This is a genomic window from Pseudoalteromonas sp. M58 (genome assembly GCF_042604605.1).
GTDB classification, from domain to species: domain Bacteria; phylum Pseudomonadota; class Gammaproteobacteria; order Enterobacterales; family Alteromonadaceae; genus Pseudoalteromonas; species Pseudoalteromonas tetraodonis.
This window is the reverse complement of the sequence record NZ_CP152390.1, coordinates 3,063,916-3,080,000: the sequence shown is the minus strand read 5'-3', so window position 1 is coordinate 3,080,000 and position 16,085 is coordinate 3,063,916. Positions and strand designations below refer to the sequence as shown.

General features: G+C 41.8%; 15 protein-coding genes and 2 rRNA genes (1 of these 17 running past the window's edge). 14 read left to right on the top strand and 3 right to left on the bottom strand.

Annotation, left to right across the window (positions count from 1 at the left end; translation table 11 throughout):
* Window positions 1-991 (top strand): 23S ribosomal RNA (locus tag AAGD16_RS14155) (it extends 1,900 nt beyond the left edge of the window).
* A gap of 134 nt (window positions 992-1,125) precedes the next feature.
* Window positions 1,126-1,240, top strand: a 5S ribosomal RNA gene (gene rrf / locus AAGD16_RS14150).
* Window positions 1,241-2,138: 898 nt separating this feature from the next.
* On the opposite strand, the gene AAGD16_RS14145 is transcribed toward rrf, so the two are convergent.
* A complete protein-coding gene (locus AAGD16_RS14145) occupies window positions 2,139-3,677 on the bottom strand; it encodes a phosphoenolpyruvate carboxykinase (RefSeq protein ID WP_377112537.1) in 1,539 nt (512 codons plus the stop codon).
* 138 nt (window positions 3,678-3,815) lie between these two features.
* Here AAGD16_RS14145 and AAGD16_RS14140 point away from each other — a divergent pair, with 138 nt between their 5' ends.
* Complete coding sequence (locus tag AAGD16_RS14140) at window positions 3,816-3,944, top strand: hypothetical protein (RefSeq protein WP_013464244.1); 129 nt, start codon at window positions 3,816-3,818, stop codon at window positions 3,942-3,944.
* On the opposite strand, the gene hslO is transcribed toward AAGD16_RS14140, so the two are convergent.
* Both hslO and hslR read right to left on the bottom strand, forming a co-directional pair.
* Entirely contained in the window at window positions 3,941-4,786 is an 846-nt protein-coding gene (hslO, locus tag AAGD16_RS14135; RefSeq protein ID WP_013464245.1) for an Hsp33 family molecular chaperone HslO, read from the bottom strand. The genes AAGD16_RS14140 and hslO overlap by 4 nt on opposite strands.
* A gap of 12 nt (window positions 4,787-4,798) precedes the next feature.
* On the bottom strand, window positions 4,799-5,221 hold the full coding sequence (hslR, locus tag AAGD16_RS14130; RefSeq protein ID WP_013464246.1) for a ribosome-associated heat shock protein Hsp15: 423 nt from the start codon (window positions 5,219-5,221) through the stop codon (window positions 4,799-4,801).
* Between the two features lie 201 nt (window positions 5,222-5,422).
* On the opposite strand from hslR, the gene gspC reads away from it, so the two are divergent.
* The 11 genes from gspC to gspM all read left to right on the top strand — a co-directional run bounded on the left by gspC (window position 5,423) and on the right by gspM (window position 16,083).
* Window positions 5,423-6,367, top strand: a complete 945-nt coding sequence (gspC, locus tag AAGD16_RS14125) for a type II secretion system protein GspC (RefSeq protein ID WP_013464247.1) — start codon at window positions 5,423-5,425, stop codon at window positions 6,365-6,367.
* 23 nt (window positions 6,368-6,390) lie between these two features.
* Window positions 6,391-8,457 carry a type II secretion system secretin GspD gene (gene gspD, locus AAGD16_RS14120; RefSeq protein ID WP_377112531.1) on the top strand — a complete coding sequence of 689 codons (2,067 nt, stop codon included), beginning with the start codon at window positions 6,391-6,393 and terminating at the stop codon, window positions 8,455-8,457.
* Window positions 8,450-10,015, top strand: coding sequence for a type II secretion system ATPase GspE (gspE, locus tag AAGD16_RS14115; protein ID WP_024601513.1), 1,566 nt, complete (start codon window positions 8,450-8,452; stop codon window positions 10,013-10,015). Before gspD ends, gspE begins: the two co-directional genes overlap by 8 nt.
* Window positions 10,016-10,017: 2 nt before the next feature.
* Complete coding sequence (gene gspF / locus AAGD16_RS14110; protein ID WP_024601512.1) at window positions 10,018-11,253, top strand: type II secretion system inner membrane protein GspF; 1,236 nt, start codon at window positions 10,018-10,020, stop codon at window positions 11,251-11,253.
* Between the two features lie 69 nt (window positions 11,254-11,322).
* On the top strand, window positions 11,323-11,745 hold the full coding sequence (gspG, locus tag AAGD16_RS14105) for a type II secretion system major pseudopilin GspG (RefSeq protein WP_016900325.1): 423 nt from the start codon (window positions 11,323-11,325) through the stop codon (window positions 11,743-11,745).
* 49 nt (window positions 11,746-11,794) lie between these two features.
* Window positions 11,795-12,382, top strand: coding sequence for a prepilin-type N-terminal cleavage/methylation domain-containing protein (locus AAGD16_RS14100; RefSeq protein ID WP_377112526.1), 588 nt, complete (start codon window positions 11,795-11,797; stop codon window positions 12,380-12,382).
* On the top strand, window positions 12,382-12,756 hold the full coding sequence (gene gspI, locus AAGD16_RS14095) for a type II secretion system minor pseudopilin GspI (RefSeq protein ID WP_013464253.1): 375 nt from the start codon (window positions 12,382-12,384) through the stop codon (window positions 12,754-12,756). The genes AAGD16_RS14100 and gspI overlap by 1 nt, the downstream gene beginning before the upstream one ends.
* Window positions 12,757-13,422: a type II secretion system minor pseudopilin GspJ gene (gene gspJ / locus AAGD16_RS14090; protein ID WP_013464254.1), complete on the top strand. Its 666-nt coding sequence runs from the start codon at window positions 12,757-12,759 to the stop codon at window positions 13,420-13,422.
* Entirely contained in the window at window positions 13,422-14,408 is a 987-nt protein-coding gene (gene gspK, locus AAGD16_RS14085; RefSeq protein WP_028834991.1) for a type II secretion system minor pseudopilin GspK, read from the top strand. The genes gspJ and gspK overlap by 1 nt, the downstream gene beginning before the upstream one ends.
* On the top strand, window positions 14,405-15,613 hold the full coding sequence (gene gspL, locus AAGD16_RS14080) for a type II secretion system protein GspL (protein WP_013464256.1): 1,209 nt from the start codon (window positions 14,405-14,407) through the stop codon (window positions 15,611-15,613). Before gspK ends, gspL begins: the two co-directional genes overlap by 4 nt.
* Window positions 15,610-16,083 (top strand): type II secretion system protein GspM, encoded by a 474-nt coding sequence (gspM, locus tag AAGD16_RS14075; protein ID WP_090495475.1) that lies wholly within the window; start codon window positions 15,610-15,612, stop codon window positions 16,081-16,083. The genes gspL and gspM overlap by 4 nt, the downstream gene beginning before the upstream one ends.
* Window positions 16,084-16,085 lie beyond the last annotated feature (2 nt).

The window sequence follows — 16,085 nt, the reverse complement described above, 5'->3', positions numbered from 1 at the left end:
TAACGGTCCTAAGGTAGCGAAATTCCTTGTCGGGTAAGTTCCGACCTGCACGAATGGTGTAACCATGGCCACGCTGTCTCCACCCGAGACTCAGTGAAATTGAAATCGCAGTGAAGATGCTGTGTACCCGCGGCTAGACGGAAAGACCCCGTGAACCTTTACTACAGCTTGGCACTGAACATTGAACCTACATGTGTAGGATAGGTGGGAGACTTAGAAGCAGAGACGCTAGTTTTTTGTGAGTCGTCCTTGAAATACCACCCTTGTAGTTTTGATGTTCTAACGTTGGCCCCTGAATCGGGGTTACGGACAGTGCCTGGTGGGTAGTTTGACTGGGGCGGTCTCCTCCCAAAGAGTAACGGAGGAGCACGAAGGTTGGCTAAGTACGGTCGGACATCGTACGGTTAGTGTAATGGTAGAAGCCAGCTTAACTGCGAGACAGACACGTCGAGCAGGTACGAAAGTAGGTCATAGTGATCCGGTGGTTCTGAATGGAAGGGCCATCGCTCAACGGATAAAAGGTACTCCGGGGATAACAGGCTGATACCGCCCAAGAGTTCATATCGACGGCGGTGTTTGGCACCTCGATGTCGGCTCATCACATCCTGGGGCTGAAGTCGGTCCCAAGGGTATGGCTGTTCGCCATTTAAAGTGGTACGCGAGCTGGGTTTAGAACGTCGTGAGACAGTTCGGTCCCCCTATCTGCCGTGGGCGTTTGAGAATTGAGAGGGGTTGCTCCTAGTACGAGAGGACCGGAGTGAACGAACCGCTGGTGTTCGGGTTGTCATGCCAATGGCATTGCCCGGTAGCTACGTTCGGAACTGATAAGCGCTGAAAGCATCTAAGCGCGAAGCAGGCCTCGAGATGAGTTCTCACTAGACTTTTAAAGTCTCTGAAGGGCCGTTGAAGACTACAACGTTGATAGGCAAGATGTGGAAGTGGTGTGAGCCATTAAGCTAACTTGTACTAATTACCCGTGAGGCTTAACCATACAACGCCAAACGCGTTTTATGTGATAGTTTAAGCGCAGAAGTTAATATAACTAAAGTAGATACTTGAAGACTTTTATTATCAGAAATTCCAAATTTTAGTAAGCTCGATTAAATCGACCTTACACCAAATTTGCTTGGTGACAATAGCGTTTTGGACCCACCTGACCCCATGCCGAACTCAGTAGTGAAACGAAACAGCGCCGATGATAGTGTAGCATTTGCTATGTGAAAGTAGGACATTACCAGGCTCCAAATAAGAGAAACCCGTTACAGCGATGTGACGGGTTTTTTGTTGTCTGCAGGAAAGTAAAAATATTAGCTATCAGCCGTCAGCCGTCAGCCGTCAGCCGTCAGCTATCAGCTATCAGTTGCACAGTGTCAACCTGTACTTTGTAGCGTGGGTTGAGTATCTCGAAAGCTATGGGTAAAAGAATGCGACGAGCACCTTAGAGCCTAATACATACTCTACCGCTGTGGGCACTACGACATTACCAGGCTCCAAATTGAGAAAGCCCGTCTAGCAATCGTCGGGCTTTTTTACGTCTGTAGGAAAGTGAAAATGCAGGTCAAGGTAAAAGGTAATAGGCTAAAGGAAGAGAGTTGATCAGAGCTGACACCACGATATTCTATTGTGTTGTTGCTACGAAGTAGCGCACCATGGCTCCAAATTTAGAAAGCCCGATTAGCAATCGTCGGGCTTTTTACGTACGCAGGAATGACACACTAAAGGCCTGTGGTGAGTAAAATGCTAAGGGAGTTCAGCGATTAAGCCCAACGTGATTACTTAGGACTGTGTACAATACTAATCTACTTTGTTGGTGAAGTCATAGTCGTGTGTGACCTTGAATATAGAAGGGGAAGCGTGTACTTCACATCGCTATCAAGTCTAATGTACGCATATATTGCTAGCCTAAATATATAATGTTTAAACGAATCAGCTACAGCTTTTTTAAGGCCTTATAAGATCGCTGTATGCATATAGAAAAACTCATTTAAGTTGGGCTGAAAAGTGACTATGGTCTTTATTTTAGCTATTAGATGATTTTGCAGAATATATTAAAGAAATGATATTTGTGGAATAAACCAAGTAGGATCAAAAACGCCAACTCAAGGTTGGCGTTTCAATTATGAGGTTAAAGGTAATTATTAAACCTTAGGGCCTGCATTTTTAATTTCTTCAGATACGTCGTATTTTGCGAAGTTTTCTGTGAAATCAGCGGCTAGTTTAGCTGCATATTCAGCATACTTTGCTTTGTCTTCCCATGTGTTAATTGGGTTAAGCAGCTTGCTATCAACGCCTGGTACTGCAACTGGTACGTCTAGATTTAGCACGTCAATGTGTTGAGTTTCAACACCAGCTAATTTTCCAGATACGATTGCGTCAACAACAGCACGTGTTGTTGGAATATCGAAACGCTTACCAATACCGTACGGACCCCCTGTCCAGCCTGTATTAACTAGGTAAACTTTAGCGCCAAACTCGCGTACACGCTTCATTAGAAGTTCTGCGTAGACACCTGCAGGACGTGGGAAGAAAGGTGCGCCAAAACAGGTTGAAAATGTAGATTCGATATCACTGGTAGAGCCAATTTCTGTAGAGCCTACTTTTGCAGTGTAACCACTTAAGAAGTGGAATGCTGCAGCTTCTTCGGTTAGTACAGATACTGGAGGAAGGACACCACTTACATCACATGTTAAGAATACAACCGCTTTAGGCTCGCCTGCACGGTTTTCAACTTTGCGTTTTTCAACATGCTCCAGTGGATAAGCTGCACGGCTATTTTGAGTTAGGCTGGTATCATTAAAATCAGGAACGCGATTTTCATCAAGTACGACATTTTCTAAAATTGTACCGAATCGAATAGCGTCCCAGATAACAGGTTCGTTTTTCTGAGAAAGGTCGATACATTTAGCGTAACAACCACCTTCGATATTAAATACACTACCTTGTGCCCAGCCGTGCTCGTCATCACCGATTAAGAAGCGAGTTGGATCGGCTGATAACGTTGTTTTACCTGTACCAGATAAACCAAAGAATAACGCAGTATCGCCTGCTTCGCCTACGTTAGCAGAACAGTGCATTGGTAATACACCTTTCGCTGGTAGTAGGAAGTTTTGCACAGAGAACATCGATTTTTTCATTTCACCCGCGTAGCGCATGCCAGCAAGTAACACCTTACGTTGTGCAAAGTTAATAATAACTGTGCCATCGCTATTGGTACCATCGCGTTCTGGATCACATACAAACGAAGGTACATTCATTACTTGCCACTGAGGGAAGTCTGCTTTGTTGTATGATTCTGGTTGGATGAACATGTTTTTAGCGAAGATATGGTGCCAAGCAGTTTCTGTTGTTACAACCACTGGAAGATAGTGCTCTGGATCAGCGCCAACTTCAAGGTGAGAGATAAAGTGGTCATTGCTTTGCACATGTGCTTCTACACGTGCCCATAACGCGTCAAACTTATCTGCATCGAATGGGCGATTTACATTACCCCATTGGATTTCATTTTCAGTACTTGATTCTTGAACAATAAAACGATCTTTTGGAGAACGACCGGTACGACGACCAGTGTTAGCTACAAAAGCACCATTGGCGGCTAAAGTCCCTTCGCCACGGCTGATAGCGTGTTCGACAAGTTCAGCTGCAGTTAGATCGACAAAACGGGTAGCGCTTGAAGTCATGTTTATACCTAAATTGTGTGAGATTGAACGGGATAGCTCTGGGTCTTAGTAACCTTTAAGCTGCAATTATAGTAACAGATGGATTAAGGATATTCGAGCTTATAAACGCCGTAAAAACATATAAATTAAGGAAAAAACATGAATAATTTCAATGATACCGGTGTCATGAAAAATGCTCAGCTTGTGATACCGGTGTCATTTTTTAGGCACAAAAAAGCCATAAAAAATTATGGCTATTTTGTGCTGTGTTTTATAAAAGTAGATTAGTTAAATATACTTTTTATATCTTGCTCGTTAAACACATAATCTTTTAAACAGTAATGGCAGCTAATTTTAATCTCACCATTTTTTTCAACATCGTCCAAAAGCGCTTGTTGGCCAACATTAACTAAAGCCGTCATCGTTTTTTCGCGGTTACAGCCACATTTAAATTGAATTGGTTGAGGATCAAATACTCGCGGATTATCTTCATGATAAAGACGCGTTAAAATAGTATTGGCATCGAGCTCTAATAGCTCTTCATCTTTAATGGTATTGCTGAGTGCTTCTAAGTGAGCAAAATCTTCAATCGACTTTTGTTTATCAACAGGTAGCACTTGTAAAAATAGCCCACATGCTTTGGCGCTTCCCTCTGTGGTGTCGGTTGCAAACCAAAGGCGCGTTTTTAATTGTTCAGATTGCTCAAAATAGCTTTCTATACATTCACTTAAGGTATCATGCTCTAAAGGCACTATACCTTGGTAACGCTCCCCTTGCGTCGGAGTAATAGTGATAACCATGTAACCTTGGCCTATAAGCTCTCTAACTGTTGACCCTGTCACTTCACTTTGAAGTCGTGCTATGCCACGCATATTTTGTTGGTCGTCACCGTTAATAACGGCATATTTTACCGGCCCATCACCTTGTAGTTGAACGGCAATTTCGCCTTCAAACTTTAATGTTGCTGTTAATAAACAGGTTGCAACAAGCAGCTCACCTAGTAATGCTTTAACGGGCTCTGGGTAATTGTGTTTAGCAATCATTTCATTGTAAGCGTTGTCTATTTGTACGAGTTCGCCACGAACATCGAGATTGTCGAATAAATAGCGATGAAGTAAATCTTGTTGCATGAGCGGCTATACCTAACTTGATTTCATTTTTAAAAGTTCGCGTCTTTGCTTTTTATCAGGCTTTTTAACCGGATGAGGTGCAAAGAAGCTGTTATTTTTGCGTGCGATAGTATTTTCTTCACGCTTAGCAATACTTGCATCAGATTCTTGATACAAGGTCTGTGCAATGGGGGCGCTTTGGCGCTTTTCAAGTATATTTAATACTGTGACAGTTTTTTCATCAACGCCTTGGGCTAGCTTTATAACTGCGCCAATTTCTACAATTTTGCTGGCCTTACTACGTTGACCATTATAATGTACTTTGCCGCCTTGTACCATTTCGCGTGCTATTGCTCGCGTCTTATAAAATCGAGCAGCCCATAACCATTTATCTAACCTGACTTTAAGTTCGCTCGAGTTTTCTGAGTTGTCGTTGAGTTTAGCTTTCTTTGTCATGGAACATCTCTAGTAAATTCGGTTATTAGCTAAATTACCATGAAATAGGTATGCCATGAAGTTATAGCTTGATTCTGTAACTAATGAGGAAGATAAATTAATCTGTTTACAAAGTTTAATATTAGCGTGCTTGTTGAATGAAAAATGAAAAGGTACTATGGCTGGGTGATTTCGCTATAAATTAAAATAAGAACACTACTTATGGAACAGCACGTTCAACAATTTAAACTGCTATTAAACCGTTTGCCACACGCTAAATTAAGCGTGTTAGTTATGGTTTTAGTTATTGTTTATATTGCATTTTTGTCATCAAAGCTCGTTTGGCTTTTATGGCCGCACCCAGTAACAACTCCTCTTGCTCCCAGTAGCTACTCTAGTCAAGTCACGGGCGGCAATAACCAGTCTGTCGATTCGATTATTGGGCAATTTTTATTTGGTAAAGTAAATGTAACAAAAAACACCAATACTGCCCCCCAAGCCAAAGTTATTAATAATGCCCCTGAAACGCGCTTAAGTATAAATTTAACCGGTATTGTTGCTGTGAGTAATGATGATAAAGCGGGGATGGCCATTATTGAATCGCAAGGTCGCCAGGCGAGTTACTTAGTTGAAGATGTTATTCAAGGTACACGTGCAAAGGTATCGCAAATACTCCCAGACCGTGTCATTTTAGATGTAAGCGGCCGCTTTGAAACCTTAATGCTTGATGGGCTCGACTTTACCAAAACGGTGTCTATGCCGGTACTAGCCGCGCGAGATGAGCCTGAGATGGGGCCGTTAGCACCTTCATCGCAAAGTGAAGAGCAGATAGATGCGACTGCCAACCTTGAAGTAAAAGAAGCATTAATAGAAACCCGCGAAGAGCTTTTAGAAGAGCCTGGTAAATTATTTGATTACATACGTGTTGCCCAAGCTATGAATGATGGGGAACTTATAGGTTACCGTTTGAGTCCAGGTAAAGAGCCTGAATTATTTAAACAAATGGGATTACAAAATAACGATTTGGCCGTGGCAATTAACGGCTATCAATTAACTGATTTAAAACAGGCTATGGCAGCAATGAATGAGCTGCGAAATAGTACCGATGCAACTATCACCATAGAGCGTGATGGTGAGCAAATCGATGTGCTTTTTAGTCTGCAATAACTTAGCTTTGGAGTTTTAACATAATGGTTCAGGTGCTACACCTCAAAAAAATTAAAAAAGGGTTAGCTAAGTATGCGGCACTTTTTTTAGCGGCAAGTCTTTCTATGTCGGTTGCTGCTGTTGAATATGCTGCTAACTTTAAGGGCACAGATATTAATGAGTTTATTAATATTGTGGGCAAAAACCTTAATAAAACCATCATTATTGATCCTAACGTGCGTGGCAAAGTTAATGTGCGCAGTTATGAGTTAATGGATGAGGCACTTTATTATCAATTCTTTTTAAATGTATTAGAAGTTTACGGCTATTCAGCTGTTGAAATGGATAACAACATTATAAAAATAGAAAAAAGTTCAGATGCTAAAAAATCCAATGTACCGTTAATTACAACGGACAGCGATGCAGCTGGCGATATGATGATCACTCGGGTTGTACGAGTTAAAAATGTCAGCGTACAAGAGTTAGGCCCTTTGGTTCGCCAGTTTAGTGACCAAAAAGATGGCGGTCATGTTGCTAACTTTAATGCCGCTAACGTGATGATGCTAACAGGACACGCAGCCTCTGTTAATCGTTTGGTAGAAATTATTCGCTCTGTTGACCAAGCGGGTGATAAGCGCGTTGATATTGTAAAACTTAAATATGCAACAGCTGATGATGTGGTATCGGTAGTTGATAATATTTATAAAGACAGTGGCAAGGGCAGCGTTCCTGAGTTTTTAATTCCTAAAGTTGTGGCTGATGGCCGAACTAATAGCGTGATTGTGAGTGGTGAAGGTCAAGCTCGTACCCGCGCCATTGAGCTTATTAAACGTCTCGACGGCGAACTTGAAAGCCAAGGTAATACCAAAGTATTTTACCTAAACTACGCAAAGGCAGAAGATTTAGTCAAAGTACTTCAAGGTGTGAGTAAATCGCTGGCAGAGGATTCAAAAGGCGGAGCAACCAACAATGCGCGTAGTAGTAATAGAAACGACACGAGTATTGAAGCACATCCTGATTCTAACTCACTCGTCATTACCGCTCAGCCAGATACGATGCGTTCACTTGAATCGGTTATTGAGCGTTTAGATATTCGCCGCGCACAAGTATTAGTAGAAGCCATTATTATTGAAGTCATGGAAGGTGATGGCGTTAACTTTGGCCTGCAATGGATTTCAGAGCAAGGTGGGATGCTACAATTTAATAATGGTACAACAGTACCTGTTGGTTCGTTAGCCGTAGCGGCAGAACAAGCCCGTGATAAAACGGTAACTAAAAATATCATTGGTACTGAATCAGGTACTGTCACCAAATATGATGAAACAACTGAAGGTGACTACGGCCCACTAGCATCATTACTCGGTGGTATTAATGGCTTAGCCATGGGGGTAATTAAAAATGACTGGGGCGCAATTGTTCAAGCTGTTTCAACCGACACTAATTCGAATATTCTAGCGACTCCATCTATTACTACAATGGATAACGAAGAAGCATCTATTTTAGTTGGTCAAGAAGTGCCAATCATTACTGGTTCGCAAACAGGTAGTAACAACGAAAATCCATTTCAAACGGTTGAGCGTCAAGAGGTGGGTATTAAACTTAAAGTAACCCCTCAAATTAATGATGGTTCAGCGGTGCAGTTGACCATAGAGCAAGAAGTTTCAAGTGTTAGTGGCGCAACAGCAGTCGATATTTCGGTGAACAAGCGCGCAATTAAAACTACTGTAATGGCCGATGATGGCGGTATGGTGGTATTGGGTGGCTTGATTGATGAAGATGTACAAGAGAGCGTTTCAAAAGTGCCACTATTAGGCGACATTCCTATTTTAGGCCACTTGTTTAAGTCAACTAATACAACAAAGCGAAAACGTAATCTAATCGTGTTTATTAGACCGACCATTATTCGCGATGGCATTAGTATGAATAAGCTCAGCTTTAGTAAATATAACTTTATTCGCGGTGAGCAATTTAAAAAGCGTGAAGATGGCATTAACTTAATGCCAATGTCTGATACGCCTATTTTACCTGAGTGGAATGACGAATTAGTGTTACCACCTACGTACGAAGAGCATTTACGCAAACAAAATGCACAAGAGCGTAACAATGACTAATGCGATAGAAGATATTAATCAAGACGTTGTTCATCCAGCTGCACATAACAACGATGAAATGCTTGAACAAGAGGATTTAATTGAGCTGCCTGCAAAGCGTTTGCCGTTTTCATATGCAAGGCGGGTGGGTGCGTTACTTAGTAAACATAAGGATAACCGAGTTGTTTACTACCGTGGCGAGTTGGATATTGATGTATTGCTAGAAGTGCGCCGCATTGCAGGACATGGCTTCACACTAGAGCAACTAGAAGATGATAAATTTGAGTTATTACTAGAAGCATCGTATCAACGTGACAGCTCAGAAACTCAGCAAATGATGGAAGACATTGGTAACGAGGTTGATTTATTCTCGCTGGCTGATGAGCTTCCTCAAACTGAAGATTTACTTGCTGGTGATGACGACGCGCCTATTATCAAACTCATTAATGCCATGTTGAGTGAGGCGATTAAGGAAGGCGCATCTGATATCCACATTGAAACGTTTGAACAAGAACTGGTTATTCGTTTTCGAGTGGATGGTGTACTCAAAGAAGTTTTAAAACCTAATCGTAAATTAGCCTCTTTGCTGGTATCGCGTATTAAAGTAATGGCCAAACTCGATATTGCAGAAAAACGTATACCGCAAGATGGCCGTATTAGTTTACGTATTGCAGGGCGTGCAGTAGATGTGCGTGTATCGACTATGCCATCGAGCTTTGGTGAGCGAGTCGTATTGCGTTTGCTTGATAAAAACAATGCGCGTTTAAACCTTGAAGATTTAGGCATGACCGCGAAAAACCGAGAGCTATTTGCTGATTTAATTAGTAAGCCTCACGGTATAATCTTAGTTACAGGCCCTACAGGCTCTGGTAAAAGTACCACGCTTTATGCAGGTATGAGCCAAATTAACTCGCGGGATCGCAATATTTTAACGGTTGAAGATCCAATCGAGTACGAAATTCCTGGCATTGGCCAAACACAGGTTAATACCAAGGTTGATATGACTTTTGCCCGTGGCCTACGCGCTATTTTACGTCAAGATCCTGATGTAGTTATGGTCGGTGAAATACGAGATTTAGAAACAGCCCAAATTGGTGTGCAAGCATCGCTGACTGGTCACTTAGTTATGTCTACATTGCATACTAATACCGCCTCAGGTGCAATTACCCGTATGGAAGATATGGGTGTTGAGCCATTCTTATTATCGTCATCATTACTCGGCGTATTGTCACAGCGCTTAGTACGTACCTTATGCAATAGCTGTAAAGAAGGGCATATTGCAGATGAGCGTGAATGTGAATTACTCGGCGTACCGTTTGATAATGCTCCGACGATTTACCGCGCGGTAGGGTGTGAAGAGTGTAACTTTAACGGTTATCGTGGTCGTACAGGTATTCACGAATTATTAGTCGTTGATGAAACTATTCGTGAAATGATCCACAGCGGTAAAGGTGAGCAAAGCGTAGAGAAATATATTCGTAAACGCAGCCCAAGTATTCGTCAAGATGGCTGCAGCCGCGTACTTGCGGGTAAAACAACGCTTGAAGAAGTATTACGCGTAACCCGTGAGGAAGGCTAACAATGGCGGCGTTTGAATACCGTGCATTAGATGGCCGGGGAAAAGAAAAAAAAGGAATTTTAGAAGCGGATACAGCAAAGCAAGTTCGCCAACTTTTACGCGATCAAAAGCTAACCCCCCTCGAGGTCGTGCCAGCTGCTCAAGATGATAAACAAGTTCGAGGTCAAAAAGCGCCATTATTAGGCTCTTTATTTAAGCCGACAATATCAACGTCAGATCTTGCTTTGATTACACGTCAACTTGCGACCCTAATTCAGTCAGCCTTACCCGTTGAGGGTGCCGTGATGGCGGTTGCTGAGCAGTGTGAAAAACCACGGCTAAAACGTATGTTAATGTCTGTGCGCTCTAAAGTGGTGGAAGGGTATACGCTTGCTGATGGGATGAGTGAATTTCCGCATGTATTTGACGATTTATACCGTGCAATGGTGGCCGCAGGTGAAAAGTCAGGTCACTTAGATCAAGTACTTAACAGATTGGCTGATTACACCGAGCAACGCCAACATATGCGTAGCCAAATTACGCAAGCGATGGTGTATCCCATTATTTTGGTCGTGTTCGCTATTGGTATTGTTTCAGTATTATTAGGTACTGTGGTGCCTAAAATACTAAAAACGTTTGAAAAAACCAAACAAGTATTACCTTGGACAACCGAATGGGTCATGGCGGGTAGTCATTTTGTACAAAATTATTGGTTTGTTAGTTTATTAGCGATCACGGCGATTGCTATTGGAATTAAATACGCACTTAAAAAACCTAAAGTACGGTTTTGGTGGGATGCAAAAGTATTAAATATGCCAGGCATAGGTAAGGTTGCCAGAGGGATTAACACGGCGCGCTTTGCCCGTACATTAAGTATTTTATCGTCAAGCTCAGTGCCGCTACTTGAAGGAATGCGTATTTCAGGCGGGGTGTTGGTTAACGAAAAAATAAAGCAAGCAGTGGCTGATGCCGCAGAAAGAGTCAGTGAAGGGGCGAGTCTTCGTGCTTCACTACAGCAAACTAAGTTGTTTCCACCAATGATGCTACATATGATAGCCAGTGGTGAAAAGTCCGGTGAACTTGAGCAAATGTTAGAGCGTGCTGCTAACAATCAAGATCGCGAGTTTGAAAGTATGGTTAATGTGTCATTAAAATTATTGGAACCGGCAATGATTGCCTCTATGGCAGTGATTGTGCTTTTCATAGTAATGGCAATTTTGCAGCCAATTATGGCAATGAACAAGGCCGTAGGTCTTTAAGTATTTTTTATATTAATGATTTAAACAAATCATTTTTGCTTAGTGTTTTTAGAATAACGAGGTAATAACGTGAATAAACAATCAGGTTTTTCTTTATTAGAAGTCATGGTGGTACTGGTTATCATCGGGATGATCATGTCGATTGTGGCACCTAATATTATGGGCCAGCAAGAAGAAGCGGCTATTGATAAAGCGCATTTAGATATTCAGCAGTTAGAAGATGCTATGAGTTTGTACAAGCTTAAAAATAAAAGCTACCCAAGTACAGAGCAAGGTTTAGAGGCGTTGGTAACTAAAACCAGTATTGAGCCCATTCCAAAGCGTTTTCCTGATGGTGGTTTTATTAGCAAGTTACCAGAAGATCCATGGGGTAATAATTACCAATTAATCAGCCCTGGAGAAATAGGTAAATTTGATATCTTTTCGATGGGTCCAGATGGCGAACCAGCCACCGAAGATGACATTGGTAATTGGGATGAAGATAAGCAGTAATGACCAATAACTTTACCATGCACTTAAACATAATACATTGGGGCTTGCCATGCAGGTAAGCCCTAAGCACCTGAGTGCAAAGCATTATGGTTTTAGTTTAATAGAAATTTTAGTGGTATTGGTGATCATCGCCTTTGCCACCAAAATGGTGGTATACAGCTTAGATGGCGGCGCTGAAGAAGCGTTAGACAAGCAAGCAAATAGGCTGCATACCACCATTAATGCCGCATCGGAATTTGCGGTGCTTAATCAAATAGAATTAGGCCTTTTAGTTGAGCAAAATACGCTTGAATTTTTAGTTTTTGATGGCGAAAAATGGATTAGCTTTGATCGTGAAGCTTTATTTAAGCCAATTGAGATCGAACCTCAATTTAAATTAACACTTAATCTTGAAGACCTACCTTGGGCACAAGATAACTTACTAGAGCAGTCAAATTGGCGTGAGCTAATGAGTGGTAATAATGAAGACAGTTTATTAGAGCTTAAAAAGTTAAAAGTACCGCAAGTACTTATTTTATCCTCTGCCGATGTAAGTGTGTTTCAGCTCATGCTTGAATTAAAAGATCAGCCAGAGCCGGTGTACTTTATTGAAGGTAAATTTGCAGCCCCAGTCGATTTTCGTCGAGAGCCCCAATAATGAAAAAATACCACGGGTTTACATTATTAGAAGTCTTAGTTGCACTGAGTATTTGTGCCATGGCGGGTATTGCGGCAATGCAAGCAACCGGTGAGCATATTCATCACTTATCAAGTATTGAAGAACAAACGTATGGCTCATGGGTCGCTGAGAATGTATTGGTAGAACAACGAACGAAAGGCGAAAAATGGCAAGGTAAAAATGGTACCCGCGGCAGTGAGATGATGGCGGGTATTGAATGGTTTTGGCGCCAAGATGTTGTGCCCACTGCCGACAAGAGCTTTGTAAAAGTCACTATTAATGTGTTTACGGATGATAAGTACGAAAATTCAATTTATGAGTTAAGCACTTACTTAAATAAAGGTAAGCTTTAAGTGAAGCAGCGCGGTTTTACATTATTAGAAGTGATGGTGGCACTAGGTGTGTTGGCGTTTGTGATTATGGCCACCCACCAAATACTTGATACCACAACGCGAGCTAAACAAGCATCAGATGAAAAAATTGCTGAACTAAATGGGTTACAAACAGCCTTCAGGCTAATGGATCAAGACTTTAGCCAAATGACTAAACGCCAAGTGCGTAATGAAGCTGGAGATTTTCAAGAGGGATACTTACTTGCTGGACGCTACATTTTAGAAAGCCAGCTTGATGGTATTGCCTTTGTACGTGATGGTTGGATGAATCCCATTAACTTACTCCCTCGCTCAGAGTTACAAGCTGTTGGTTATCGCGTCATTGATGACAAGTTAGAACGCGTATATCGCATTTATGTCGATCAACTCGATAATATGGAGCCTCGTAGCCAAGTTATTTTAGCCGCAGTCGAAGAGCTTAAATTTGAGTTTTTAGATGGTAGCGGTAAGTGGCAAGAAGACTGGCAAATTAAGGCATTACCTAAAGCCGTTGCGGTAACTATAAAGCAAATGGATGCGGAGCCTATCAGGCGTGTGTTTTTAGTGCCAGGACTCGGTAAAGAGCTACCTAAACCAGTAACTGAGGGGACTAACCCGTCGCAACCTAATGGCCGGGGTACGCCTTGATGAACCAACAATCTTCGCGCGGCGCGGCTTTGGTTATTGTGTTATTTATTGTAGCGCTTGCAGCTATTTTAGCCGTTGAAATGAGTGCTAATTTAATGGTGCAAGTACAAAGAAGTACCAATTTACAAAGTCAGCAACAAGCGAAATGGTATGCCTATGGTGCTGAAGAGCTAGCAATTAAAGGTTTAATTCAAAGTAAAAAAGACGATCCTGAAAAAACCACATTAGCGCAGCCCTGGGCAAAGCAAGGCGATGTAAAGTACCCTGTTGAGAACGGCACTTTAAGCGGCCAGTTGACTGATTTACAAGCGTGTTTAAATTTAAACGCGCTTGGGGTTGAGCCAGACCCAAATAGCGGTAATAAAACTAACCCAGCACATAAAGCGTTGTTTGCTATTTTAGAAAATATAGATGATTTACCCAGTGATGAATCAGAAGAAGGGATGGCCGACAGTGTGTTTGATTGGCTTGATGAGAACAGTATAACCTATCGCTCTGGTGCCGAAGAGGGGGAGTATTTATCTCGTCAGTTTCCATATATGACGGCTAATAGCTTATTTGCATCGGTGTCTGAACTGCGTTTAATTAAAGGGTTTAATCCTTTGGTTATGGAAAAAGTGTTGCCTTTTGTCTGTGTGATCCCAGGCAGCACATTACTTTCAATCAATGTTAATACAATCACTGAAGAGCAAGCATTATTACTCAGTGGCTTAATAGATGAACTTAGTGTTTCAGGCGCTCAAGCGGTAATTGCAGCGCGTCCTGAAAATGGTTTTGATAATATTGAAGAGTTTTTTGAATCTGTATTACAACAAGGTGGTAAAAACATCAAAGCAGTAGAAAAACTTTTTAGTGTGAAAAGTGAATATTTTAAATTACAAACGCAGGCAAAATTTGTTGATTTGCGTTTTTCGATGACCACATTACTGTATGCCAGCAATGGCGAGGTAACGATACTGGCGCGAAAATTTGGAGGCGTACAGTGACAGAGATACTGTTGATCCGCACGGGTCAAACCGAACAAGACTTACTTAACTGGCTAATATACTCACCACAAGAACAAGAAATAATAGCCAGTGGCGAGTTACAAAATGCCAGCCAGTTAAGTGAGTTAACTGAAAAAGCATCAACCCGAGAGCTCGTGGTACTTTTACCATGCGACCAAGTGCAATTAAAAACGGTGATACTGCCAACTAAATGGAACCGTAAGCTAGAGCAAGCACTGCCTTATATGCTCGAAGAGGATATTGCCTGTGATATAGACGATATCTATATAGCGCTAGGGGAGCCGACAATGGTTGAAGCGCAGCATGCAATTAGGGTTGCGCTAATGAATCGCGATTGGTTTGAGCACTGGTTAGAGGTGTTTGAGCAACACCAGCTCACTGCTCATAAAATAGTGCCGGATGGCTTGTTATTGCCCAGTGCAGAAGAGCCTTGTGTAGCGGCAATTGAGCTCAACAAGCAATGGCTATTTAAAAAAGGTGACTGGCATATCGGTGCGGTTGAAAGCAGCTGGTTAAAGGAATATCTAACGGCTTTAGGTAACCCTGATATAAAACATTACAGCCCTGCAGAGCAATTTCCCGAAACGCTTACCTTGCATCCGCAAACCAGTGACTATGAGCTGCCGTTAGCATTATTTGCTAAGCAGTTAGATCAGCTTAAATTTAATTTGCGTCAAGGGCCTTACACCATTAAAAAGAAAACGGCTTTATGGTGGGGTTACTGGAAAAGTGCCACCATAATTAGTGTTATTGCTTTGCTATCGAGTGTGGCTATTAAAGCGGTTGAATTACATCAGCTTAATTCGCAGCTTGAGGTAGCTAAATCACAAGTAGTAGAGCGATTTCAAAAAGCCTTTCCAGGCACGCGGGTGCGCCCTCACTTAATTAAAAATCAAATACAGGGAGCACTGGATAAAGTACAAGGTACGAGCGATGCTGGCTTTTTAGATTTAACCAGCAAGCTGGTGAGTGTATTTTCACAAGTGAGCGAATTTACACCGCAAACCTTACGTTTTGATAAGCGCCGTAATGAATTACGTATTCGTGCTCGTGCAAAAGACTTTCAAACCTTTGGTAAGGTTAAAGCCATTCTTGAGCAGCAAGGTGTAACTGTTGAGCAGGGGTCGTTAAATAATGATGGTGATTATATCGTCGGCGAAATTAGACTGCGAGGTGCACAATGAAACAGCAGTTCATGAAATATTGGGGTTCATTAAAAGAACAAGAGCAGCACTTAATAATGGTTGCGGGTGGTGTATTTATTATTTTTGTTTTGGTAATGGGTATATTTAGACCCTTAAATACGGCAATAGAAAATGCGCAACAATCACAAATAAAACAACAAGAATTGCTAGCATGGGTAGACGACAGTATCGTTAAACTTAAAGCAGCAGGTAAAGCGCAAACGGTGAGCAATCAAAATCTCAGCCAAATAGTGAATAATACGCGCGGTCGTTACAGCATTAATATTAGTAAAATGCAGCCAAATGATAATTCACTTCGTTTAACACTCGACTCAGTGGAGTTTAATCAATTAATCCAATGGATTGACGAGCTGGTTAATCAGCATGGTTTAAGCGTAGAAAATTTAGATTTAAGCCAAGATGATAAATCCGGTTATGTACGCGTTAGTCGTTTAGTATTAGAGAAGTAGTT